The sequence below is a fragment of the Sphingorhabdus sp. genome, from assembly GCF_044374345.1.
Taxonomy (GTDB): domain Bacteria; phylum Pseudomonadota; class Alphaproteobacteria; order Sphingomonadales; family Sphingomonadaceae; genus Sphingorhabdus_B.
Window position 1 is genome coordinate 1 of the sequence record NZ_JBILOS010000030.1, and the last position, 22,451, is coordinate 22,451.

Sequence of the window (22,451 nt, forward strand, 5' to 3'; positions counted from 1 at the left end):
CCGACAATATGGCAAAAATGGCAACTTGATAGGCGACGGTGATCGGAAGGAAGTAATCCAGCCCACCGACAATCAACGCGGCAAGGCCAAGCCACATGAGGAAGAAACCGGGCGCAACCATTTCGGCGGCCCCGAGCACCAGCCCCAGCGAGAGCCAGAACCAGTGGGTTGAAATTGTGTCGAGCCATTCTGCCATATGTTACTCCCTGTAGCCGCTATCTTAGTGCAATTCCCACGCCATGTCATTCCACGAAAGCACAAGCAACAAGGGCCGCTGGCGCATCTGTGAGAAGCAGGTTTTATTTGTCCTTTGTCGCAAGCGCCTCCTTGGCCAGCTCTCCAATTCCGCCCAGCGTGCCGATCAATTGCGTGGCTTCTACAGGGAACAAGATGGTCTTTGCATTGGGTGATGTTGCGAACTGGCTCACGGCTTCGGTATATTTCTGCGCAATGAAGTAATTCAGCGCCTGCGTGCCCGATGTCGCGATGGAATCGGAAACCATGACTGTTGCCTTTGCCTCTGCCTCTGCTTCGCGCTCACGGGCTTCGGCGTCACGGAATGCCGCTTCCTTGCGGCCCTCGGCCTGAAGGATGGCGCTTTGCTTTTCACCTTCAGCCCGCAGGATTTCTGCGGCGCGCATGCCCTCTGCTTCAAGGATTTGGGCACGCTTTTCACGTTCGGCCTTCATCTGACGCGCCATTGCGTTGGAGATATCAGCCGGCGGACGAATATCTTTCACCTCAACACGCGTGATTTTGACACCCCATGGGCTGGTTGCGTGGTCCACCACCGACAGCAGGCGGCCATTGATATCGTCGCGCTTTGACAAGGTTTCATCAAGGTCCATGCTGCCCATCACGGTGCGCAGGTTGGTTGTCGTGATTTGCATGATCGCGACATATAGATCGGACACCTCATATGCGGCTTTTGCTGCGTCGAGCACTTGAAAGAACACCACGGCGTCAACGCCGACCATGGCGTTGTCCTTGGTGATGATCTCTTGTCCTGGAATGTCGAGAACTTGTTCCATCATGTTTACCTTGCGGCCAACGCGGTCAAAGAACGGGATGATGACAGTAAGCCCGGGTTGCGCGGAATAAGTATACCGCCCGAACCGCTCAATTGTGAAAACAAAGCCTTGCTGAACAACGGTCACGCCCATCATCACAAAAATGATAACGATCAGCGCGAGTAAGCCGAAAAAATATTCCATAGAACGCTCTCCCTTTTAAGAGTGAGCTGTAAACCTGTGGGTTTAACAAATAGTTTCATGAAAACGATCGAGGGGGTTTACCATTTCATCGCGTTTACGCAGGGAGCATGCGCAGGCCGACAATATGGGAGCGAACATGGATATCTTGCAGCAACTGAAATTTACGCGGTCGGCGCTCTATATGCCGGCATCCAATGCACGCGCACTGGAAAAGGCGCGGTCGCTTGATGCAGATATGCTGATCATTGATTTGGAAGATGCCGTCCCGCACGAGTCAAAGGTGGATGCCCGCGCGGCAGCTGTGCAATATGCCGCAGACGGCGTCGCAGGCAAAATAATCGCTATACGGGCAAACGGCGCGGACAGCGTATATCATGCCGACGACATCGCCGCTTTGGCGCAGAGCCGCGCGAACTTCATTGTTGTCCCTAAGGTCGAAGGCCCAGACGACATACCCGATGCTGGCAAGCCCATATTGGCGATGATCGAAACGCCACAGGGATTATATGCCGCGCGCGAGATTGCGGCGCACCCCATGGTTGCGGGATTGATTGCGGGCACAAATGACATTGCGGCGGAAACAGGCATTCGGCCCGGTCCATTGCGCGAGGGGTTGGAGCTGGCGCTGCAGACAATCGTGCTCGCGGCATCTGCATCGGGCAAGCCGCGTTTTGACGGCGTGTGCAACCGGCTGGACGACATGGACGGCTTCGATGTCGAATGCCGCCAAGGCGCAACTTATGGTTTCACGGGTAAAACGCTCATTCACCCCAATCAAGTTGCTATCGCCAATCAGGCCTTTGGCGCCGATGCCGCTGCGGTGGCCGAAGCGGAGGAATTAATTGCGGCGAGCCGAGGGGGCGCGCAGCGATTTAAGGGTCGCATGATTGAATCGATGCATGTAGATGAAGCGAAATTAACGATAGAGCGTTCCCGACACAGGACGGGTGCCGCTCCTTCTTAGTCCGGAGCGATCATTTATGCGTCTTGCCCATTTTGCAGTCTTTGTCAGTTTTGCAGCAATGTCCGCGGGTTCGGTGCACGCCAAAGCGGTGAGCGAAGCGGACCTGCGCGCACATATCGAAATTTTGGCGAGTGATGCGTTTGAAGGCCGTAAACCCGGCACGGAGGGCGAGGCAAAAACGGTTCAGTATATTGCGCAGCAATGGGCGACATCAGGTTTAAAGCCCGCGGCGACCGACGGCGGTTGGTTTGATGCTGTTCCCTTGATTCAGCGCGGGCAGGGCAGTGCGGAATATGCATTTACGGCTATGGGCCGCAAACTGCGCATCGCGTCTCAAGAAATCATCCTGATTGGTAAGCAGGCCGATTATGCGCGGACAGATTTGCCGCTTATCTTTACCGGTGCAGGCGTAAAGGCCGATGGTTCGGTTGCGGCAGATGTTGCGGGAAAAGCCGCCCTTGTGCTGTTTGACGCGGAAAATGTACCAAACAATATGAAGTCACCCCGCGCGCGGCGCGAAGCGCTGATCGCTTCGGGGGCGGAGGCCGTTATCTTCATTGGCGACGGGCAGGGAAGTTGGCCTTCACTGCGGCGTTCGTTGCTGTCGCGTCCCATCGCGCTTGAGAGCCGCGAAAAGCGCGCGCCGTTGGAAGGGGCGATGAGCGCCGAGTTTGCGGTCGCGATGATAACCGCCGCTGGGCAAGATTGGGACAAATTGCGCGCACATGCCAAGGCCAGCGATTATGCGGGCGAGCCACTTGGCATTGACGCAGATTTCAAAGTCACGACGGACATTTACCGGTTCAATAGCTCGAATGTTGTTGGCAAAATTGCTGGTCGGAAAAAGGGCAGCGGCGCTGTTTTGTTCATGGGGCATTGGGACCATTTGGGTTTTTGCGCGCCAGAGGGTGCGCCTGACCGAATTTGCAACGGTGCCGTGGACAATGCCAGCGGAATTGCCGTGCTGAACGAAGTCGCGGAAAGCTTGGCAAAGAAAAAGCATGATCGCGACATTTATTTTTTGGCGACGACTGCGGAAGAGAGCGGCCTATTGGGTGCTTATGCGTTCGCGGAAAAGCCAGCTTTGCCGCTCGACCAGATCGTGATTTCGCTAAACGTTGATACAATCGCGATTGCGCCGCGCGGGTCGAAGGTCGCCATCATCGGTCGCGGAACTACTCCATTGGATTCCACGGTTGAGGCGGTAGCAAAAACGAAGGGTAGGGCGATTGAAAGTTCGACCGATGCAAATGCGTTTATCCAAAGGCAGGACGGTTGGGCCCTCGCGCAAAAGGGCGTGCCGGCACTGATGGTAGGCGGTTCGTTTGCAGATCTGGAACTGATGCAAAAGTTTCTGGGCAGCGATTATCACGGCCCTGATGATGAGCTTACGGATAAGACGGAGCTTGGCGGCGCGGCGGACGACGCTGACCTGCACATTGCGCTTGGCCGCTACTTTGCGGACGCCAGAAAATATAAATCCAAGAAGGCTGGCGAATAAGGCGCTTACTGTTTACATGGGCCGCCACGAATCAAAGCTTAAAGCGGTGGCACAATGAAAGAAATTTCCCTCGGACTTACATTTGACGACGTGCTGTTGCAGCCCGGGGCATCTGACATTTTGCCAAGCCAGGCCGACACCCGTACGCAGCTGACCAAAAGCATATCGCTGAACATTCCAGTGCTATCGTCGGCGATGGACACCGTCACCGAAGCGCGCATGGCGATCGTCATGGCGCAGCTGGGCGGCATTGGCGTTCTGCACCGTAACCTGAGCATTGAAGAACAGTGCGCTGCGGTGCGTCAGGTTAAACGTTTTGAGAGCGGCATGGTGGTGAACCCCATCACAATCGCACCCGATGCGACCTTGGCCGAAGCGCAAGCATTGATGTCGGCGCATTCCATCTCCGGCATCCCGGTTGTTGAGGCGAGCGGTAAACTGGCTGGCATCTTGACCAATCGTGACGTGCGCTTTGCCGAAAATCCGGCGCAGCCTGTGTCCGAGTTGATGACGCGTGAAAATCTGGCGACGGTCGCATCGTCCGTCACGCAGGAAGAAGCGCGCCGTTTGCTGCATCAACGCCGCATCGAAAAGCTTTTGGTCGTCGATGACGCTTATCATTGCATTGGCCTGATTACCGTAAAGGATATCGAGAAGGCTGTTTTATATCCCGACGCAACAAAGGATAGCACAGGGCGCTTGCGCGTCGCTGCGGCAACGACTGTCGGCGAAAAGGGAATGGCGTATACCAAGGCGTTGATTGACGCGGAGTGCGACCTCATCGTCGTCGATACGGCGCATGGCCATAGCGCGATGGTCGCGGCTGCGGTTGCAGAGATCAAGCGTATGGCACCGGAAGTTCAGGTTGTTGCCGGAAATGTGGCGACGGCTGCGGCGACACGTGCGCTGATTGATGCGGGCGCGGATGGTATCAAGGTTGGTATCGGTCCAGGCTCCATTTGCACCACACGCGTTGTCGCTGGTGTTGGCGTTCCGCAATTGACTGCAGTTATGGAATCAGCGGCAGAAGCCGCAAAGTCGGGCATTCCAATCATCGCTGATGGCGGATTGCGGACGTCTGGCGATTTGGCGAAGGCACTTGCGGCCGGGGCATCGTCGGTGATGGTCGGCTCTTTATTGGCGGGAACCGAGGAAGCACCGGGCGAAACATTCCTGTATCAAGGGCGTGCGTATAAAAGCTATCGCGGCATGGGCAGTGTTGGCGCGATGGCGCGTGGCTCTGCGGACCGTTATTTCCAGCAGGATATTAAGGATCAGCTGAAGCTGGTTCCAGAAGGCATTGAAGGGCAGGTGCCTTTCAAGGGCCCGGCACGCGACGTCATTCATCAACTTGTGGGCGGCGTCAAAGCAGCTATGGGTTATACCGGTTCGCGCACGATTGCGGACCTTCAGGAACGCGCGCAGTTTGTGCGCATCACCAATGCCGGATTACGGGAAAGCCATGTACATGACGTTACAATCACGCGGGAAGCTCCAAATTATCCGACGCGTTGAGGCATGAGACCTGCTGCTCGCCTGAAGTCAGCCATTGAATTGGTTGACCAGATCATCCTGTCCGCGCGCGATGGCGGCGCTTCTGCTGACCAGCTTGCAAAGCGCTTTTTTGCCGAGCGGCGTTATGCCGGTTCGAAAGACCGCCGTGCTGTCCGCGATTTAGCCTGGGGCGCCATCCGCCGCTTTGGCAAAAGGCCAGCGACGGCGCGGTCTGCCTTTGTGGCAATGGCGGATGCCGATCCCGAACTGGCGGCGTTATTCGACGGAACCGATTATGGTCCAGCAGTGATTGAACCCGGCGAAGCGCGATCAACCGGTGGCGGATTGCCCAAATGGATCAAGCCTTTGTTTTCCACGCATGTTGATGAGGCCGAGCAAGCAAGCCTGCTTGACCGTGCCCCTATGGACTTGCGCGTCAATGCGTTGAAGGCAAGCCGCGCTGAAGTATCGGCGACGTTTCCCGACGCCGAAGTCCTTCCGCACCTCGAATATGCGCTCCGCCTGCCGGGCGGGACCGCAATTGATAGCCATCCCGCCGTGGAAGACGGTCTGGTGGAAATTCAGGATCTGGGAAGCCAGTTGATTGTAGAGGCATGCCAGGCAAAGGGTGCTGGCACGGTGCTTGACCTGTGCGCTGGCGCTGGTGGCAAAACCCTCGCGCTTGCCGCCGCGATGCGAAATCAGGGGCGGTTGATCGCAACCGACACAAACCGCAACCGGCTGGACCAATTGAAGCCAAGGGCCAACCGGTCGGGTGCCACCAATATCGAAACGCGCTTGCTCAATCCAGGCAAAGAAAAAGAAATGCTGTCCGAATTTATCGGTGGCTGCGACCTTGTCCTCATTGACGCACCTTGTTCGGGAAGCGGCACATGGCGGCGAAATCCCGAAACGCGCTGGCGTTTGGATGCAGCGCGGCTGAAACGCGTTGTGGACGAACAGGCGAAGCTGTTGGACATTGGCGCCGACATGGTCGTGCGCGGCGGTTATCTGGTTTATGCCGTGTGTTCGCTCATCGAGAGTGAAGGCAAGGGCCAAGTGGCTGCGTTCTTAAAATCGCATTCGGGCTGGCGCGCGGCCGATACGGGCGTGTCGATGGGCCGTGCCGATGGTGACGGCATATTGTTGACCCCGTATCATGATGGTAGCGATGGATTCTTCTTCGCGAGGCTTCAAAAGCTGTGATAGCATCACCTTCCAAAAAGATATGGATATTGCTTATGCGTTTTTCTCCCGCGGCCATTGCGCTGTCGTTCACCTTAGCGGTCATGTCGAGCGCGAGCATCGGCGGACGCGCGGATGACGATATCGACGCCCGCTCCATGGCGCTGATGCAGACCGGCAATCAGGAATCGGACGCTGGACGGTTCGACAATGCGATCAGCTGGTATGAATCCGCACTCGCGGTCGACCCACGCAATCGCGCGGCCTATATTGCGATGGCCCGCGCAGTGAAGGCCCAGGGACTGAACGGTAAAGCGATCCGCTTTTACGCAGAAGCGTTGGAGCTTGAGCCCAATGATCAGATTGCATTGGCCGAGCAGGCCGATGCCATGATTGCCAAGGGCGCAATTGAGCAAGCGGGCAAGAATATCGCGCGGCTGAAAACATTATGCCGCGCGAACTGCAGCGCTGTTGAGCGGCTTGCGCTTGCATCCAGCAAGGCGAGTGAAAAACAGCAAATGCAGGCAAGCGCAGCTGATGCGAAACCAACCATCGGTAGCGAGCCGGTTCCGCAACCCAATTAAGGGCGCGGATGCGTTCCACACGCGGAACGGCGTCAAATAAGGTCTGCAAACTCCGCGAGAATATTCTCGTACAGCCGCTTTTTGAACGGGACGATCAGTTGCGGCAATTGCGGTGCATCGATCCACTGCCACTTGCTAAATTCCTGATGCGATGTTTCGATGTTGATATCGGCATCCGTGCCTTTGAAGCGCATCAAAAACCAATGCTGGCGTTGCCCGCGATATTTGCCCTTCCAAATGCGGCCAATCATATCATCGGGTAAGTCGTAGAAATGTTCATCGCGGCTGCGCGCAAGAATATCGACCAAATCGGCGCGCACGCCGGTTTCTTCGAATAACTCGCGTAGCGCCGCAGTTTCCGCATCCTCGCCATCGTCGATGCCGCCTTGCGGCATTTGCCATGCATCGGTTCCGGCGGGGCTGTCCAAGCGTTGGCCGACAAATATCTTTCCCTGCATATTGGCGAGCATGATGCCGGCGCAGGGACGGTACGGTAAATCTTCCAACGACATGCTCATGCTGTTGCCGCCACTTCTGCAAGCAGGTCTTTCAGCGCGGCGATATTGCCCTCGATGTCCGATTGTGCGGAAGGGATGGCCTGACGGATGTTGATATGTCCGTGAATATTGCCCTCGGCACTGCGATGTTCGACGCGCACGCCGTCCTGTTTCAGCTTTTCAACATATGCGATGCCTTGGTCGCGCAACGGATCAAGGCTTGCCGTGGTGACAAGGCTCGGTGGCATGCCCTGTTGGCTGAAATTCAATGGCTCGGAACGATAATCTCCGGGCGTCGCTGCGTGGCCTTCGCCGAAATAGGCCATTGCTTCTTCGGTGAGCAAATAGCCGTTGGCAAATTCGCGCATGCTTGGCCAGTCAGCATCGAGCGTCACGACGGGGTAAATCGGATGCTGCACCAACACAGGCACGGCCGCAGGACGTTCGCGAAGTGCCATTGTCGTCACGATCGTTAGGTTGCCGCCCGCACTGTCGCCCGACGTGATGAGCCCAGTCACTTGCCGTCCAAGCTCCGCAGGGCTCGTCGCAATCCAGCGCGTTGCGGCTTCACAATCTTCGGCCGGGGCAGGGAATTGATGTTCGGGTGACAGCCGGTAATCGATGGAGATGACCGGCAAATCGAGGAGACGCGCAACTTCTGCGCAATAGGGTTCATAGGTATACAGGCTGCCGATAACGAATCCGCCGCCATGGTAAAATACCATGACAGGGCCAGCTTCGCGCTCTTCGCGGCTGTCATATAATCGCGCGGGGATGGCACCGGCGGGGCCGGGAATCGATAAATCACGGATAACCGCCAGTTCGCCAACGGGTGCATCCGCAACGTCGCGCATCGCAGCGGTCATCGCGCGGGCTTCATCAACGGGCACTTGCCAAAATTTAGGGCCGGGTACCGCGTTCAGAAATTGCAGAAACAATGCAACGTCTGGACGGACATAAGGTGGGGTATCGGTCATCACGTTCTCCATTTCTGCCGCTTCCTAGGGTGGCTTGGGCAATGCGTCCAGCATATCCACCTATAGTTTTTCTAACATTGCAGTGCGCCGCGAATGGGATTAGGCGAAAAGGCAATAAAGTTGCAATTAAAGACGGGCTAGAACGCATGGCTACGGCATTCAAAGACGAACAGACGAGCGGACATACTCCAGTGCAAAGCGAGGCAGTTGTTGTGCGCTTTGCCGGGGACAGCGGCGACGGCATGCAGTTGACCGGGGGACAGTTTACGCTGTCGTCCGCATTGGCGGGCAATGACTTTGCGACATTCCCTGATTTTCCCGCAGAAATCCGTGCACCAATCGGGACGCTGTTCGGCGTTTCGGCGTTTCAGATTAACTTTGGTTCTTCGGCAATTGATACCGCCGGCGACCAGCCTGATGTGCTGATCGCGATGAACCCCGCCGCACTTAAAACCAATGTCGGGTCGTTGCGCGAAGGCGGTTTGATTATCGCCGACACAGGCGAGTTTAACCAGCGTAACCTCGATAAAGCCAAATATACCACCAACCCGTTTGAAGATGGCAGCCTTGCGAAATGGCAAGTGCTGGCGTTCGACATCAGCGCGCTGACGCTGGAAGCCGTCAAGCCGTTTGGCATGGGTAACAAAGACGCGTTGCGTTGTAAGAATATGTGGACGCTTGGCCTTGCGCTTTGGATGTTTGATCGTGATCGTCAGCCTATCATCGATTGGCTGAACGCGAAATTTGCCAAGAATCAGGTTTTAGCCGACGCCAATATCGCGGCGCTGAATGCTGGCCATGCTTATGGTGAGACCGCTGAATTGGCCGGACCGCTGAAGCAATATCATGTCGATGCCGCGCCTGCGCCTGCGGGTCTGTACCGGACGGTGACGGGCGCCGAATCCATTTCTTATGGCTTGGTTGCTGGCGCACAACTGGCTGGCCTCAAGATGTTCTTCGGCGGTTATCCGATTACGCCAGCGTCCGCGATTTTGCATCACCTCAGTCGTTTGAAAGAATATGGTATCACCACATTCCAGGCCGAAGATGAAATTGCCGCCATTTGTTCGGCCATTGGCGCAAGCTATGCAGGACAGCTTGGCGTTACCAGCTCGTCTGGTCCCGGCATCGCGTTGAAGGGTGAGGCCATGGGCCTTGCCATCATGACCGAACTTCCCTTGGTGATCGTCAACAGCCAGCGTGGCGGCCCTTCGACGGGTCTGCCAACCAAGACCGAGCAGTCCGATCTGTATCAGGCGGTGTATGGCCGCAACGGTGATGCACCGATGCCCGTGATTGCAGCGCGCTCGCCGGTTGATTGCTTTGACTGCGCGGTGGAAGCGGTGCGGATTGCGGTCGAGTATATGACGCCCGTCATGCTGCTTACCGATGGCTATATCGCCAACGCGGCTGAACCATGGCTCGTGCCCGATCTTGAAGAGTATACGCCATTCCCGGTCGAGTTCCTCGAAAGCGTGCCTGAAGATGGCTTCAAGCCCTATTCGCGCGACCATAAATTGAAGCGCCCATGGGTGAAGCCCGGCACGCCCGGATTGCTGCACCGCATTGGTGGTATCGAAAAAGAAGTCGATACCGGCCACATCAACTATGCACCTGCCAACCACCAAGCGATGACTGACATCCGTTCGGCCAAGGTAAATAATGTCGCCGACAGTATCCCCGACCAGATCGTCGAGCAGGGCGCAGCAGGCGCGAAACTTGCTGTCGTTGGCTGGGGTTCAACCTATGGACCCATCAAGCAAGCCGTGCGCCGCAAGCGCGCCGAAGGTGTTGATGTCGCGCATGTCCACATTCGCCATATCTGGCCCATGCCCAAAAACATGGCCGAGTTGTTGAAGAGCTTTGACAAGATCATCGTCCCTGAAATGAACACGGGCCAGTTGAAGACGATATTGCGTGACCAGTTCCTTGTGGATGCGCAGCCCGTGAACAAAGTGTCCGGCCAGCCATTTACTATCGCCGAAATTGAAGCCGCGATTGGGAGTGCTTTATAATGAACGATATGACCCCCGTTAAAGCGACAACGCCCAAGGATTGGGAAACCGACCAAGAAGTTCGCTGGTGCCCCGGCTGCGGTGACTATGCGATTTTGAAGGCGGTGCAGCGCACCATGCCTGAAATCGGTGGCACGCCCGAAAACACCGTGTTCATCAGCGGCATCGGCTGTTCTTCGCGCTTCCCATATTATATGGAAACCTATGGTTTCCACACCATCCACGGCCGCGCGCCTGCGGTTGCGACGGGTGTAAAGCTCGCCAATCCCGATCTTGATGTGTGGATTATCACGGGCGATGGTGATGCGCTGTCGATCGGCGGCAACCACACGATGCATTTGCTGCGCCGCAATCTGGATTGCCAGATCATGCTGTTCAACAATGAGATTTACGGCCTGACCAAGGGCCAATATTCGCCAACATCGCGCGTTGGCACCAACAGCCCATCGACGCCTTATGGCTCGGTTGACCGTCCAGCCACGCCATGCGCCTTTGCGCTGGGTTCAGGCGCGCGGTTTGTTGCGCGCGGCTTTGACGTTTCAAAGAATCTGCCTGACGTGCTGAAGGCGGCGCACGCCCATCGCGGCGCGGCGTTCATCGAAATCTTCCAGAACTGCATTGTGTATAACAAGGACGTGTTTGAAGACTTCGCTGCGCCAAAGGGAGCCGACGGCCATCAACTCTGGCTGCGCAATGGTGAGCCGATGTTGTTCGGCAGCGAAAAGTCCGGCGGGACCAAAGGCATTGCCCTCGACAATGTTGGCCTGACGCTCAAGGTTGTCGATGTGGTCGATGGTGATTGGCAGAGCGCGGGCGTTATCGTCCACGATGTGACCAACCGTTCGCTCGCGCACATGCTTGTGGAAATGCCATTCGGCGAATTCCCCATGGCACTCGGCGTCCTCTACGACGATCCGCGCCCGACCTTTAACGACGCCGTCATCGCGCAGAACGAGTCGGCCAGCGCAGGTAAAGCACCTGATCTCGGCAAGCTGCTGGCAAAGGGACAAACCTGGACCGTAGCTGAAGGCCATCCCGAGACTTAATTGATTTTCACGCAGAGGCGTAGAGTCCGCAGAGATTTCAAATTTCTGCTCTGCGAACTCTGCGCCTCTGCGTGAACAAAATAGTTTATGGCGATAACGCCGTATTGCCATTTCGGTTTTGCTACGCCAGCTAACCCGCATGGATAATCTCACACACAGCCTTGTTGGCGCGCTCATCGGGCAGATGGGGTTGAAGCGTCGGACTGGCCTTGCCATGCCCACGCTCATCATTGCTGCGAATATCCCCGATATTGACGCCGTGGCGACATTGCTGGGCGGGCAGCAGCATTTGGCGATCCGGCGCGGCCTCACGCATGGCCCAATCGCGATGTTGGTGCTGCCGCTGATGTTGTGGGGCATCATGCTGTGGTTCGATCGCTGGCAAGAAAGACGCGGAAAGCGGCCAGAGACAAGGTTGCCGGTGCATAAAGGCTGGTTGTTGGCGCTGGCTTATATTGGATGCTTGAGCCACCCGCTTTTCGACTGGTTCAACAGTTACGGGATCCGTTTGCTTGAACCATTTTCGAGCCAATGGTTTTATGGCGATACCTTGTTCATCATCGATATCTGGCTGTGGGCTGCGTTGATATGCGGCGTTTGGTTTTCGCTGCGTCGCGAACGTACGGGGCGCGCAACCTGGCGCGCACCGGCATTGGTCAGTTTTGCCGCCATTTGCGCGTATATCTTAGCCAATGGGCTCATCACGGGCAGGGCGGAGCAATTGACCGCTCAAGCCGTTCAGAAACAGCATAAGATCGTGCCAACTCTGGTTGTCGCCAATCCTGTCCCTGTGCAATTTTGGAAACGTGAGATGCTTTGGCGCGACGATAGATATTATGGGCAGGGCACTTACACGCCGTTAAATGGCGTGCGTATGGATGACGCCGTTCGCGCCCATTATATGGGACGCGAAGATGCCAAAGCTTTTGAGACACATATTGTCCGCGGCTCGCCCCTGTTGTTTTGGTCACGTATGCCGGTGGCCGAAATTGTCGGCGAAGGCGCGGACAGGACGTTGAAGGTTTCCGACCAGCGCTTTTCTGACCCGCTGGTTGGCGACCGATTCAGTATGTTCTTTCCCATTGGAGTTGAAAGCAAATGACGGCCCCAATAATCGTTTGGCTGCGCCGTGACTTGCGTCTTGCGGACCAAGCTGCGATTGCAGCCGTAGTGGCAAGTGGCGCGCCAGTTATCCCCGTCTATGTCCTTGATGACGACACGCCAAAACATCGCAAGATGGGCGCGGCGTCGCGCTGGTGGTTGCACCATAGCCTGACGGCGTTTGACGCAGATTTGCGGGCATTGGGTTCGCGATTGATCTTACGCGCCGGAAAATCCGACGACGTTTTATGCGCACTCGCTGAAGAGACCGGCGCGTCGGCCATTCATTGCATGCGGCATTACGAACCATGGTGGCGGAATGCGGAAAAGGCCGTCGCAAGTGGGCTGAGCACGGGTTGCGCATTTGTTTGCCACGACGGCAACTATCTGTTGCCCGCAGGTAGCGTGACCACAGGCACCGGCGGTCAGTACAAGATCTACACGCCATTCATGCGCGCGCTCTGGCAGCATATGCCGCCGCCCGTGCCACTCGCAGCCCCTGCGCAGTTAACTGCGCCCCAGACATGGCCAGAGAGCGAAGGCATAAATGATTGGGCCCTGTTACCCACCGAGCCCGATTGGTCAGGCGCTATGGCCGATATGTGGACACCGGGTGAGGCTGGCGCGCGCGAACGGCTTGAGGATTTTGCCGACAAGGCCAAATTTTATGACGAGAAGCGCAATTTGCCATCGGTTGCGGGTTCGTCATTCCTTTCACCGCATCTGCACTTTGGCGAGATTTCACCTGCTGCGTGCTGGCACGCGACCATGCATGCGGGCGGGTCGGTTGACGTGTTTTTGAAAGAACTGGTGTGGCGGGACTATGCGCAGAATGTGATCGTCCAGATGCCGGAATATGGCGCGAAGAATGCGCGCGATGCGTTCGACAGGCTGCCGTGGCGGGATCTATCCGATCCAGCGGTAAAGGCTGATTTCGTGGCATGGACCAAGGGCCGGACGGGTTACCCAATCGTTGATGCCGGGATGCGGCAATCATGGGCGACCGGATGGATGCACAACCGCGTGCGGATGATTGCGGCGTCGTTCCTGGTCAAACATCTGCTGATTGATTGGCGCGAGGGCGAGAAATGGTTCTGGGATACGCTGGTCGATGCCGATTACGGCAGCAACAGCGTCAATTGGCAATGGACAGCGGGGACGGGCGTAGACAGCAATATGTTCGTGCGCATCATGGCGCCATTGTCGCAATCAGAGAAATTCGACGCCGCACGTTACATCCGCGAATGGGTGCCAGAGCTTGCTGGTTTGCAAGAGCCGTATATTCATGATCCCGATGAATATGGCGCACGACCAAAAAGCTATCCACGCAAAATCATTGGACACAAAGCCGCGCGTGAGCGTGCGTTAAAGGCGCATGAGGTGGTTAAAGGGTAAACCAAAAAGATGCCCGTTATCCAAGCGATATCGTCATCCTGAACTTGTTTCAGGATCTTACTTTTCGAAGGTTGTTTTGATTAAGACCCTGAAACAAGTTCAGGGTGACGGTAATATTTCTAGCCCGCTACTACCAAACGATGCCCGGTCTCAAACTCGGTCGTGAGCATCGTGACTATCGCATCGGCCACAACCGATGGTTCCTTCACCGTCTCCGGGTCTTCGCCCGGATAGGCCTTTGCCCGCATTTGGGTGCGTGTACGGCCCGGATCCACGATTGCCGTGCGCACGGCGGACAGGCTCTTCACTTCCTCACCATAGCTGGCCACGAGCGTTTCGAGCGCGGCCTTTGATGCGCCATAAGCGCCCCAGAATGCGCGCGGTGCCGCGCCAACCGAGGATGTCAGCGCGACGAGGCGACCGGCATCTGATTTGCGCAACAACGCATCGAATGACGCAATAAGCACCTGCTGCGCGGTTACATTTAGGGTGAATAAGCGCGCGAATTCTGCGCCATCAATGGCTGGCACCGGCGCGAGCGTGCCGAGCATGGCGGCATTCAATACCAAGACGTCGAGCTTACCCCAACGTTCGGTCACTGCTGTGGCAAGCCGTGCGATGCTGTCGCCGTCGGTGAGGTCCAATGGCGCAATCGTCGCATTGCCACCTGCGTTGAATATCGCGTCTTCAACGGCTTCTAAGTCTTTGGCGGTGCGCGCTGTAATGATGACATGTGCGCCTTGCGCCGCGAGTGCCTTGGCTGTCGCCGCTCCAATCCCGCGGCTTGCGCCCGTAACCAGCGCCACTTTGCCTTCAAATAGCTTCGTCATGATTTATGCAGACTTCCGTTCGCCCAGCATCATGAGATCACCCGATTCATGCTCCTCATGGTCGGTGAGGGTGGTGGGATAGTCGCCGGTAAAACACGCATCGCAATATTGCGGTTGGTTTTTGTTGCGCGAATCTTCGCCCAACGCGCGGTACAGCCCATCGATGGAGAGAAACGCGAGGCTGTCAGCCTGAATAAACTGCCGCATTTCTTCCACGTCCATACGGCTTGCGAGCAATTTGGAGCGTTCCGGCGTGTCGACGCCATAGAAACAGCTGTTCATTGTTGGCGGGCTTGCAATACGCATATGCACTTCGGCCGCGCCCGCTTCGCGCATCATCTGAACGATCTTGAGCGAGGTCGTGCCACGCACGATGGAATCGTCGATCAGAACGATCTTTTTGCCCGCAACGAGATTGCGGTTTGCATTATGCTTCAGCTTTACGCCCAAATGGCGAACGCCATCGCCCGGTTGAATGAAGGTGCGGCCAACATAATGTGACCGGATGATGCCCAGCTCGAACGGAATTTTGGCCGCTTCGGCATAGCCAATGGCCGCAGGCGTGCCACTGTCGGGCACGGGAATGACATAATCAACGTCAACGCCATTTTCACGCGCGAGTTCGGCGCCAATAGCCTTGCGAACCGAATAGACGCTGATGCCTTCAACAATGGAATCGGGCCGTGAGAAATACACATGCTCGAAAATGCAGGGGCGTTGCGAAACGGGGATGAACGGCTTGTGCGACTGAATTTCGCTACCATGCACCACCACCAATTCGCCCGGTTCAACCGAACGGATGAATTCTGCGCCAACAATATCGAGCGCAACGGTTTCCGATGCGAAGATTATTGTATCGCCAAGCTTACCCATGACCAATGGACGGATGCCCAACGGATCGCGGCAAGCGATCATGCCCTCTGTGGTCAGGCAGATGAGCGAATAGGCGCCTTCTACACGCTTCAGCGCATCAATCAGGCGGTCCAGCAACGTGCGGTAACCTGACGTCGCCACCAAATGAATGATGACTTCGGTGTCCGATGATGACTGGAATATCGAACCGCGGCGGACAAGGTCACGGCGCAATGCAACCGCGTTTGAAATATTGCCGTTATGCGCGACCGCAAATCCGCCGGTGGCAAGGTCAGCATATAATGGCTGCACATTGCGCAGCGATGTTTCGCCCGTCGTTGAATAGCGGACGTGGCCAATGGCACTGCGCCCGACAAGGCCGTTGATGATTTCATCACGGTCGAAATTGCCCGCAACATGACCCATGGCACGGTGTGTGTGAAATTCATGCTCGTCGTAACTTGTGATGCCGGCGGCTTCCTGGCCACGATGCTGAAGCGCATGTAGGCCAAGCGCAACCATCGCTGAAGCGCCTTCGGCGTCATAGACACCAAAAATCCCGCACTCCTCGCGAAGTTTGTCGTCATCAAATGGGTCGGTGGTCAGCATAATTCGAATCCCGCTGCTCGTCGCTGGCCGGCGTATAGGCAACGCATCATCGATTGTCTCCCCCTTGTCGTAGCAATGTAACAAAGAAAATGTTGGCGGGCCACTTGCCCTTGCGTTAGGCCTTGGAAATGACCGACGAGATTGAGACAGGGCTTGCCCTCACACCCAAATTTGACGCCAACGGATTGTTGACTGCTGTGGTCACCGATGCGGCGGATGGCGCCGTATTGATGGTGGCGCATATGAACGCGGAGGCACTCGCTAAAAGCATCGAGAGCCGCACTGCGGTGTTTTATTCGCGCAGCCGTCAGCGGCTTTGGCAAAAGGGTGAAAGCAGCGGCAATGTCCTGCACATTGTCGATATGCGCATTGACTGCGATCAGGATGCCATTTGGATTATCGCAAAACCGCAAGGCCCGACCTGTCATACCGGCACCCGCAGCTGCTTTTATCGCAGGATAAACAAGGACGGATTGGAGCCAGTGTGACGCGCACGGCATTTCCAATCCTCGCTTCATGCGCGCTGTTGGCGGGGTGCGGTGACGGCGCGCTTACGTCAAGCCTTGGGTCGGACGCGGGCGAAACGCTTGACGCACGCGCGGTGGAGACGGGTGTTCTTCCGAACTCTGAAAACATCGAATTTGCAGGTCGTTTTGAAACGCGCAGCGATCTGGGTATCGACAAATTCTGTGCGGTGAACACCGGCGCTAACCGATTTGATATCGGTTTTCTTGCGGTATTCGGGCCCGAAAGCAAATGCGAGGGAACCGGAACAGCGTCTGTGGAAGGCGACAAGGTAGAGATCACGTTGAACGGTAAAGGGGCGTGCACTTTCGCTGCCCGCTATGATGGCATTGAACTGCGCTTCGCCGGTGCGGTTGAAAGCGGCTGCGCACGGTATTGCTCCGAAAAAGCGAGCCTTTCCGGCACGCATTATTTCATGATTGAACCAGGCGACAGCGCGGCCCGCAATACCCTCGGCCGCGAAATCGAGCGCCTCTGCGGGTAAGAGCGCGGTATCGCGAAGCATGCTTGGCCCGATGCAGTCACCTTTGCATGTCCGTGCATCCGAACAGTAAAATCCGACATCCCGTTCCGTGTTAACCAATTTTTAGCGCTGTTCTGTCACATCCCCATTTCAAACATTTGCAAAAGGGGAATGATGTGAGGGTACTCGCATTAGCATCACAGAAGGGCGGGCCGGGCAAAACGACCCTGTCCGGCCATTTGGCGGTTCAGGCGCAGCTGGCGGGCGCGGGGCCGGTTGTGCTTATCGATATCGATCCCCAGGGGTCTTTGGCCGATTGGTGGAATGAACGTGAAGCCGACCTTCCTGCGTTTGCGCAGACAACGGTGTCCCGCCTCGCCTCCGACCTTGCCGTATTGCGGCAGCAAGGTTTTAAACTGGCGGTGATTGATACGCCGCCCGCCATTACGATGGCTATCCAGAGTGTCATTTCGGTATCAGAGCTGATCGTCGTGCCGACGCGGCCAAGCCCGCATGACTTGCGCGCTGTGGGTGCCACCGTTGACCTGTGTGAGCGCGCTGGCAAGCCGCTCATCTTCGTTGTCAACGGAGCGACGCCAAAGGCACGGATTACTTCGGAGGCCGCGGTGGCACTGTCGCAGCACGGCACCGTTGCGCCGACTACGCTGCATCATCGCACCGATTTTGCTGCATCCATGATTGATGGCCGCACCGTCATGGAAATCGACCCCAATGGTCGGTCATCGCAAGAGGTTATCCACTTGTGGACATATATTTCGGACCGTCTGGAAAAGAATTTCCGCCGCACCGTTTTCAGTGCGCCGGCTGCCGTAAGCCATCAAATATCTGCTGCGCGTCCCATGGGTGGCTTTGGCCGCCGGGTCGTAGGTTAAGCGAAGGAAGGGCATTAAAATGGGTGAACCTAAACCAATCGCCTCGCTTTCGGGCATATTGCTGGCACGCAAAGGTCTGGCACGTCCCGCTATGCGTCGTCCAACAATGCTTTCGAGCAATGGCAACGCGGCAATGTCGCAAGAGGATCTGGGTTGGAACGATATGGGATATGATGTCGATCCCGATCCTACGACTCCGATGGATTATGACCACGGCTTTCACGGGGCAAACCCGCTTGCCGCGGCTGTTCCCGAAGTGAAGCATCAGCAAGATCGTCTCGCAGACGCACTTTTCGCTGACCTTGAACCGCAGGTTGCCTTTGACGACGAACCGCAGGTTGGCTTTGACGACGAACCGCAGGTTGGCTTCGACAATTTTGCCGAGGCGCCGGAATCGGTCGCCGATGCACCGAATTTCGTTACCGTGACGCCGGAGCCTTTAACACCGCTCATTTTACGTCGTGGTGGCACAGACGCGCCACGTTCGCGTGTCCGCTCAAAGCCTGGTTTGAAAGAGAAAGCAGCCTTCACCTTGCGTCTTGATAGCGAACGGCATTTGAAATTGCGGCTGGCATGCGCGGTGCGTCACCAGTCGGCGCAACAGCTTGTGACCGATGCGCTTGATGCACTTCTCGAATCCATGCCGGAAATTGATGACCTTGCGTCCCATGTTCCTGCGAAAAAACACTGATGCCTATATTTAGCTTTTTTGAGGTGATGTCATGAGTAGCCATTTTTTCATAAAGCTGGCTTTGTCGGCCGCGTTGGTTGTGGTGCCGGCAATGACTGCGTCAGCGGCCGGAGCGGGCAGCACGGCCAATACTTCCGTCAATATGGCATCGCCGCAAAAGGCTTTTGCCTGGGCAAAGAAAGCCGAACGCGCGCTGGCCAAAGGCAATTCCGACAAGGCATTGGCCTTTGCAGAGCGTGCGGTTCAGGCCGACATGCAAAACCGCGATTATCGTGGCTTGCTGGCGCGTGTGTACATGGCGAAGGGACGTTTTGCCTCAGCAGAGCGGACGTTGATGGACGTTATGGAACTGGGCCAAGCCGACTCACGCACCGTCATCAGCCTCGCATTGGCGCGTATCGCCTTAGGCAACACCGAATCGGCCGTTTTGCTTGTCGATTCGAACCAATCCATTCTGCCCGTAAGTGACTATGCGTTGACTTTGGCTTTGGCGGGTCGTTCGGCGGATGCCGTCAAAATCCTGACCGATGCCGTGCGCACCGACACTGCCACATCGCGCATACGGCAGAATCTGGCATTGGCCTATGCACTTGATGGTCGCTGGCGCGATGCGCGGATCATGGCTTCGCAAGATATGCCGCAGGAGCGTGTTAACGAACGGATCGCCGAATGGGCGCAGCTTGCGCGTCCCGGTGCTTATGCGTCGCGCGTAGCAGGCCTTTTGAAGGTTCAGCCTGACATGTCGGATACAGGACAGCCGCTGCGCCTCGCGTTAAGCAGCATTAATGCCATTGGATTTGCGCAGGCTGATGTTACGCCAGCGGCTGCACCAGAATTGGCAGATGTTTCGTCTGCACCGGCAGCAGCAGTGGAACTGGCTGCGGTAGGTCCGGCACCGGTATCGGACAGTGCAGGTTTTACGGCTGTTGAGAATTATATGAGGGCTGCCGAGGCTGCGCCGAGCCAGCCGGTTTACGAAGCGCCGCTTATCAAAGCGTCGGAAGTCCCGGCAAAGTCATTTGTGGCTGCACCGGTGAAGCTTTCCGTGTCCTATGCGCCAAAGGCAGCAACGCCAGCGGGTGCGGGAAGCCACTTGGTTCAACTGGGCGCGTTCTCGTCTGTGGCCAGTGCGCAAGCGGCTTGGAACAAATATGCCAAACGCTACCGCGCATTGAACGGCTTTGCATCCGCTAGCTCGACCGTCACGGTCAATGGCAAGAAACTTGTTCGTCTGGCTGCAATGGGTTTCGGGGACGCTGCAAGCGCACGGGCAACTTGCAAGACGATCAAGTCGCAAGGCGGCGATTGCTTCGTGCGGACAAATGGCGGCGCCCAGAATATCCGCATGGCGAATGCCGCAGGGCGTAAGATCGCCGCACGATAAATTGATATCCGTGAAACGTTATTGGGCGGCGGTTCTAAATGACCTTGCCGCCCTTTAGCATATGGCGCACGCGGCCTTGCACCGGCAGCCGGTCAAATGGCGTATTGCCCGCAAGTGCGGCCATGCGGTCGCCATCGACCTGCCACGGTGCGTCTGGATCGACGAGGATAAGATCTGCCTCATATCCTTCCGCTATTTGACCGGCATTTAGCCTCAAGATCTTCGCGGGATTTGATGCCAGTAGTTCGAACAACCGTCCGATCGAAATCACATTGTCCCGCACGAGGTTGAGCGACAGCGCGAGAAGCGTTTCCGCCCCCGCCATGCCCGGCGCGCTTTCCGAATAGGGCAGGCGCTTGTCCTCTGGTCCGCGTGGGTCGTGCCCAGATGCAATGACATCAATCGTGCCATCGGCAATGGCGGCGATACAGGCCAGCCGGTCGCTTTCCGAACGCAAGGGCGGCGACAGATGGGCGAAGGTCCGGAAATCAGAAACGGCATTGTCGGATAGGAACAAATGCCCTGGCGTGATGCCGCATGTGATGCGTAAGCCCTTTGCCTTCGCTGCGCGAATGAGGTCCAGCCCGCGTTCGGTCGTCACTTGCCGGAAATGCACATGTGCGCCGCTTTCCTCCGCGAGCAATAGGTCGCGGGCGATGGCAAGCGCTTCGGTGATGGGCGATGCGCTGGATAGGCCCAGTAACGTCGCTGTTTCCCCGGCCGTTGCAACCGCGTTGCCCGATAGCCCTGCATCTTCGCTGTGCACAAAGACGGGCAGGTCGAGCGCATGGCAATAGCGCATGATGCGCAGCAATATGCCGCTATCCGCAATCCATTTGCGTCCCGTGGCGACACCAACTGCGCCTGCTTCTTTCATTAGCGCGATTTCGGCCATCTGCAGTCCGTTGAGGCCCTGCGTTGCCGCAGCGAGCGGATGTACCCAAAGATCGGGTTTCCCTTTCAGCGCAGCAAAGCGCACCGTTGCGGGGTCGTCGTGCACAGGCGACTGGTCAGGCATAAGCGCCGCGCGCGTAATACCGCCAAAACGGAACGCGGGCTTGTCGGTCTTGAATACGCCCAGATCAATGATGCCCGGCGCGATGATGAGGTCGCTGGCGTCAAGCTGGTTCGCTATCGGGGCCGTTTTCCCAACCGAGGCAATTTTGCCATTTTCAATATGCACATTCAGTGGCTCGGCCTTGTCTGCGCCGGGCAAAATGGCGTGGCCGTTCAGGATGCTGATTCCGGTCATGACCAACCCTCCTGACCGCGTGCTTTTCGGGTGAGTATATCGAGGCACGCCATGCGAACGGCGACACCCATTTCTACCTGTTCGGTAATGGCGGAGCGTTCAACGTGGTCGGCGACATTGCTTGCAATCTCTACGCCCCGGTTCATTGGGCCCGGGTGCATGACCAGCGCGTCGGGCTTGGCCAACGCTAGCCTGCGTTCATCAAGGCCATATAAATGGAAATATTCGCGGGGCGAGGGGATGAAATCCCCCTGCATACGTTCATTCTGAAGCCGCAGCATCATGACGACATCCGCGCCATCCAATGCGGCATCAAAATTGGTGAAGGTCTGCGCACCAAAGGCCTCGATACCGCTTGGCATCAATGCAGGTGGCGCAACGACGCGGACTTCGGCGCCCAATGTTTTTAGGCAGAACAGATTTGAACGCGCAACGCGGCTGTGCAGCACATCGCCGCAAATGACGACGGTTTGGCCCTCAACCCGCCCTTTGCGGCGCATGATGGTCAGCGAATCGAGCAGCGCCTGCGTGGGATGTTCGTGGCTTCCGTCGCCTGCATTGATGACAGGGCAATCGACTTTGCTTGAAATCAGCTGCACCGCACCGGAACTGCCGTGGCGGATGACAATGGCATCGGCACGCATGGCGTTTAACGTCATTGCCGTGTCGATAAGCGTTTCGCCCTTTTTCACGCTCGATTGCGCCGCGTGCATATTCACGACATCTGCGCCAAGCCGTTTTCCGGCAATTTCGAACGACAGCAATGTGCGTGTCGAATTTTCAAAAAAGGCATTGATAATCGTAAGGCCCGACAATCGGCCATCATGCTTTGCAGGGCCGGAGCGGTTCAAGGCCACCCATTGTTCAGCCTCTTTCAGGATGTAGAGAATTTCCCATTTCTGAAGTCCAGCGATACCAAGCAAATGCTTGTGCGGAAAAGCGCCCGACCCGCTTGGAAAGCTGTCGGCTGCAAAAGGCT

22 protein-coding genes are annotated in these 22,451 nt (G+C 56.8%); 14 read left to right on the top strand and 8 right to left on the bottom strand.

The genetic code is table 11. The annotated features are described in order from the left end of the window. Together ACIQ5B_RS04695 and ACIQ5B_RS04700 are read right to left on the bottom strand one after the other, a co-directional pair. Window positions 1-196: NfeD family protein (locus tag ACIQ5B_RS04695; protein ID WP_397598016.1), on the bottom strand; the 196-nt coding region annotated here is incomplete at its 3' end. A gap of 103 nt (window positions 197-299) precedes the next feature. Next, complete coding sequence (locus ACIQ5B_RS04700; RefSeq protein WP_397598017.1) at window positions 300-1,214, bottom strand: SPFH domain-containing protein; 915 nt, start codon at window positions 1,212-1,214, stop codon at window positions 300-302. Window positions 1,215-1,350: 136 nt separating this feature from the next. Here ACIQ5B_RS04700 and ACIQ5B_RS04705 point away from each other — a divergent pair, with 136 nt between their 5' ends. From ACIQ5B_RS04705 to ACIQ5B_RS04725, 5 genes are read left to right on the top strand one after another with little or no spacing between them, the layout of a single operon-like run. Continuing rightward, window positions 1,351-2,178, top strand: a complete 828-nt coding sequence (locus ACIQ5B_RS04705; RefSeq protein WP_397598018.1) for an HpcH/HpaI aldolase/citrate lyase family protein — start codon at window positions 1,351-1,353, stop codon at window positions 2,176-2,178. A 58-nt stretch (window positions 2,179-2,236) separates the two neighbouring features. After that, window positions 2,237-3,679 (top strand): M28 family peptidase, encoded by a 1,443-nt coding sequence (locus tag ACIQ5B_RS04710; protein ID WP_397598019.1) that lies wholly within the window; start codon window positions 2,237-2,239, stop codon window positions 3,677-3,679. 54 nt (window positions 3,680-3,733) lie between these two features. Further along, complete coding sequence (gene guaB, locus ACIQ5B_RS04715) at window positions 3,734-5,194, top strand: IMP dehydrogenase (RefSeq protein ID WP_397598020.1); 1,461 nt, start codon at window positions 3,734-3,736, stop codon at window positions 5,192-5,194. Window positions 5,195-5,197: 3 nt separating this feature from the next. Then, window positions 5,198-6,379, top strand: a complete 1,182-nt coding sequence (locus tag ACIQ5B_RS04720) for an RsmB/NOP family class I SAM-dependent RNA methyltransferase (protein WP_397598021.1) — start codon at window positions 5,198-5,200, stop codon at window positions 6,377-6,379. A 35-nt stretch (window positions 6,380-6,414) separates the two neighbouring features. Continuing rightward, window positions 6,415-6,942 carry a tetratricopeptide repeat protein gene (locus ACIQ5B_RS04725; RefSeq protein WP_397598022.1) on the top strand — a complete coding sequence of 176 codons (528 nt, stop codon included), beginning with the start codon at window positions 6,415-6,417 and terminating at the stop codon, window positions 6,940-6,942. A gap of 32 nt (window positions 6,943-6,974) precedes the next feature. On the opposite strand, the gene ACIQ5B_RS04730 is transcribed toward ACIQ5B_RS04725, so the two are convergent. Together ACIQ5B_RS04730 and ACIQ5B_RS04735 are read right to left on the bottom strand one after the other, a co-directional pair. Further along, window positions 6,975-7,460, bottom strand: a complete 486-nt coding sequence (locus tag ACIQ5B_RS04730; RefSeq protein WP_397598023.1) for an RNA pyrophosphohydrolase — start codon at window positions 7,458-7,460, stop codon at window positions 6,975-6,977. Continuing rightward, window positions 7,457-8,416 carry an alpha/beta hydrolase fold domain-containing protein gene (locus ACIQ5B_RS04735; protein ID WP_397598024.1) on the bottom strand — a complete coding sequence of 320 codons (960 nt, stop codon included), beginning with the start codon at window positions 8,414-8,416 and terminating at the stop codon, window positions 7,457-7,459. The genes ACIQ5B_RS04730 and ACIQ5B_RS04735 overlap by 4 nt, the downstream gene beginning before the upstream one ends. A 146-nt stretch (window positions 8,417-8,562) precedes the next feature. Here ACIQ5B_RS04735 and ACIQ5B_RS04740 point away from each other — a divergent pair, with 146 nt between their 5' ends. The 4 genes from ACIQ5B_RS04740 (at window position 8,563) to ACIQ5B_RS04755 (ending at window position 13,973) form a co-directional block, all read left to right on the top strand. Then, window positions 8,563-10,431 (top strand): 2-oxoacid:acceptor oxidoreductase subunit alpha, encoded by a 1,869-nt coding sequence (locus tag ACIQ5B_RS04740; protein ID WP_397598025.1) that lies wholly within the window; start codon window positions 8,563-8,565, stop codon window positions 10,429-10,431. Continuing rightward, window positions 10,431-11,477, top strand: a complete 1,047-nt coding sequence (locus ACIQ5B_RS04745; protein ID WP_395629331.1) for a 2-oxoacid:ferredoxin oxidoreductase subunit beta — start codon at window positions 10,431-10,433, stop codon at window positions 11,475-11,477. Before ACIQ5B_RS04740 ends, ACIQ5B_RS04745 begins: the two co-directional genes overlap by 1 nt. A 139-nt stretch (window positions 11,478-11,616) precedes the next feature. Then, window positions 11,617-12,579, top strand: a complete 963-nt coding sequence (locus tag ACIQ5B_RS04750; protein WP_397598026.1) for a metal-dependent hydrolase — start codon at window positions 11,617-11,619, stop codon at window positions 12,577-12,579. Continuing rightward, window positions 12,576-13,973, top strand: a complete 1,398-nt coding sequence (locus tag ACIQ5B_RS04755; RefSeq protein WP_397598027.1) for a cryptochrome/photolyase family protein — start codon at window positions 12,576-12,578, stop codon at window positions 13,971-13,973. The genes ACIQ5B_RS04750 and ACIQ5B_RS04755 overlap by 4 nt, the downstream gene beginning before the upstream one ends. 119 nt (window positions 13,974-14,092) lie before the next feature. Here the strand turns inward: ACIQ5B_RS04755 and ACIQ5B_RS04760 are convergent, their stop codons facing one another. Both ACIQ5B_RS04760 and purF read right to left on the bottom strand, forming a co-directional pair. Continuing rightward, window positions 14,093-14,803: an SDR family NAD(P)-dependent oxidoreductase gene (locus ACIQ5B_RS04760; RefSeq protein ID WP_397598028.1), complete on the bottom strand. Its 711-nt coding sequence runs from the start codon at window positions 14,801-14,803 to the stop codon at window positions 14,093-14,095. Window positions 14,804-14,806: 3 nt separating this feature from the next. Then, window positions 14,807-16,264 (bottom strand): amidophosphoribosyltransferase, encoded by a 1,458-nt coding sequence (purF, locus tag ACIQ5B_RS04765; protein ID WP_397598029.1) that lies wholly within the window; start codon window positions 16,262-16,264, stop codon window positions 14,807-14,809. Between the two features lie 128 nt (window positions 16,265-16,392). Here purF and hisI point away from each other — a divergent pair, with 128 nt between their 5' ends. The 5 genes from hisI to ACIQ5B_RS04790 all read left to right on the top strand — a co-directional run bounded on the left by hisI (window position 16,393) and on the right by ACIQ5B_RS04790 (window position 20,220). Then, window positions 16,393-16,752: a phosphoribosyl-AMP cyclohydrolase gene (gene hisI / locus ACIQ5B_RS04770; protein WP_397598030.1), complete on the top strand. Its 360-nt coding sequence runs from the start codon at window positions 16,393-16,395 to the stop codon at window positions 16,750-16,752. Next, window positions 16,749-17,273: a hypothetical protein gene (locus ACIQ5B_RS04775; protein WP_397598031.1), complete on the top strand. Its 525-nt coding sequence runs from the start codon at window positions 16,749-16,751 to the stop codon at window positions 17,271-17,273. Before hisI ends, ACIQ5B_RS04775 begins: the two co-directional genes overlap by 4 nt. A gap of 155 nt (window positions 17,274-17,428) precedes the next feature. Continuing rightward, window positions 17,429-18,145: an AAA family ATPase gene (locus ACIQ5B_RS04780; RefSeq protein ID WP_397598032.1), complete on the top strand. Its 717-nt coding sequence runs from the start codon at window positions 17,429-17,431 to the stop codon at window positions 18,143-18,145. A 19-nt stretch (window positions 18,146-18,164) separates the two neighbouring features. Further along, window positions 18,165-18,836, top strand: coding sequence for a hypothetical protein (locus ACIQ5B_RS04785; protein ID WP_397598033.1), 672 nt, complete (start codon window positions 18,165-18,167; stop codon window positions 18,834-18,836). Between the two features lie 31 nt (window positions 18,837-18,867). After that, entirely contained in the window at window positions 18,868-20,220 is a 1,353-nt protein-coding gene (locus ACIQ5B_RS04790; protein WP_397598034.1) for an SPOR domain-containing protein, read from the top strand. Between the two features lie 34 nt (window positions 20,221-20,254). On the opposite strand, the gene ACIQ5B_RS04795 is transcribed toward ACIQ5B_RS04790, so the two are convergent. Both ACIQ5B_RS04795 and ACIQ5B_RS04800 read right to left on the bottom strand, forming a co-directional pair. Then, the gene (locus tag ACIQ5B_RS04795) at window positions 20,255-21,472 is read right to left on the bottom strand and encodes a dihydroorotase family protein (protein ID WP_397598035.1); all 1,218 of its coding nucleotides are present in this window, start codon (window positions 21,470-21,472) and stop codon (window positions 20,255-20,257) included. Then, complete coding sequence (locus ACIQ5B_RS04800) at window positions 21,469-22,395, bottom strand: aspartate carbamoyltransferase catalytic subunit (RefSeq protein ID WP_397598036.1); 927 nt, start codon at window positions 22,393-22,395, stop codon at window positions 21,469-21,471. Before ACIQ5B_RS04800 ends, ACIQ5B_RS04795 begins: the two co-directional genes overlap by 4 nt. Between the last annotated feature and the right edge of the window lie 56 nt (window positions 22,396-22,451).

What these genes read in the sequence shown, in the direction of transcription:
- ACIQ5B_RS04760 (WP_397598028.1), bottom strand. Translation starts at nt 14,803, where the DNA reads ATGACGAAGCTATTTGAAGGCAAAGTGGCGCTGGTTACGGGCGCAAGC.
- ACIQ5B_RS04720 (WP_397598021.1), top strand. Translation starts at nt 5,198, where the DNA reads ATGAGACCTGCTGCTCGCCTGAAGTCAGCCATTGAATTGGTTGACCAG.
- ACIQ5B_RS04750 (WP_397598026.1), top strand. Translation starts at nt 11,617, where the DNA reads ATGGATAATCTCACACACAGCCTTGTTGGCGCGCTCATCGGGCAGATG.
- guaB (WP_397598020.1), top strand. Translation starts at nt 3,734, where the DNA reads ATGAAAGAAATTTCCCTCGGACTTACATTTGACGACGTGCTGTTGCAG.
- purF (WP_397598029.1), bottom strand. Translation starts at nt 16,264, where the DNA reads ATGCTGACCACCGACCCATTTGATGACGACAAACTTCGCGAGGAGTGC.
- ACIQ5B_RS04740 (WP_397598025.1), top strand. Translation starts at nt 8,563, where the DNA reads ATGGCTACGGCATTCAAAGACGAACAGACGAGCGGACATACTCCAGTG.
- ACIQ5B_RS04705 (WP_397598018.1), top strand. Translation starts at nt 1,351, where the DNA reads ATGGATATCTTGCAGCAACTGAAATTTACGCGGTCGGCGCTCTATATG.
- ACIQ5B_RS04710 (WP_397598019.1), top strand. Translation starts at nt 2,237, where the DNA reads ATGTCCGCGGGTTCGGTGCACGCCAAAGCGGTGAGCGAAGCGGACCTG.
- ACIQ5B_RS04755 (WP_397598027.1), top strand. Translation starts at nt 12,576, where the DNA reads ATGACGGCCCCAATAATCGTTTGGCTGCGCCGTGACTTGCGTCTTGCG.
- ACIQ5B_RS04745 (WP_395629331.1), top strand. Translation starts at nt 10,431, where the DNA reads ATGAACGATATGACCCCCGTTAAAGCGACAACGCCCAAGGATTGGGAA.
- hisI (WP_397598030.1), top strand. Translation starts at nt 16,393, where the DNA reads ATGACCGACGAGATTGAGACAGGGCTTGCCCTCACACCCAAATTTGAC.
- ACIQ5B_RS04735 (WP_397598024.1), bottom strand. Translation starts at nt 8,416, where the DNA reads ATGACCGATACCCCACCTTATGTCCGTCCAGACGTTGCATTGTTTCTG.
- ACIQ5B_RS04790 (WP_397598034.1), top strand. Translation starts at nt 18,868, where the DNA reads ATGAGTAGCCATTTTTTCATAAAGCTGGCTTTGTCGGCCGCGTTGGTT.
- ACIQ5B_RS04725 (WP_397598022.1), top strand. Translation starts at nt 6,415, where the DNA reads ATGCGTTTTTCTCCCGCGGCCATTGCGCTGTCGTTCACCTTAGCGGTC.
- ACIQ5B_RS04730 (WP_397598023.1), bottom strand. Translation starts at nt 7,460, where the DNA reads ATGAGCATGTCGTTGGAAGATTTACCGTACCGTCCCTGCGCCGGCATC.
- ACIQ5B_RS04785 (WP_397598033.1), top strand. Translation starts at nt 18,165, where the DNA reads ATGGGTGAACCTAAACCAATCGCCTCGCTTTCGGGCATATTGCTGGCA.
- ACIQ5B_RS04700 (WP_397598017.1), bottom strand. Translation starts at nt 1,214, where the DNA reads ATGGAATATTTTTTCGGCTTACTCGCGCTGATCGTTATCATTTTTGTG.
- ACIQ5B_RS04795 (WP_397598035.1), bottom strand. Translation starts at nt 21,472, where the DNA reads ATGACCGGAATCAGCATCCTGAACGGCCACGCCATTTTGCCCGGCGCA.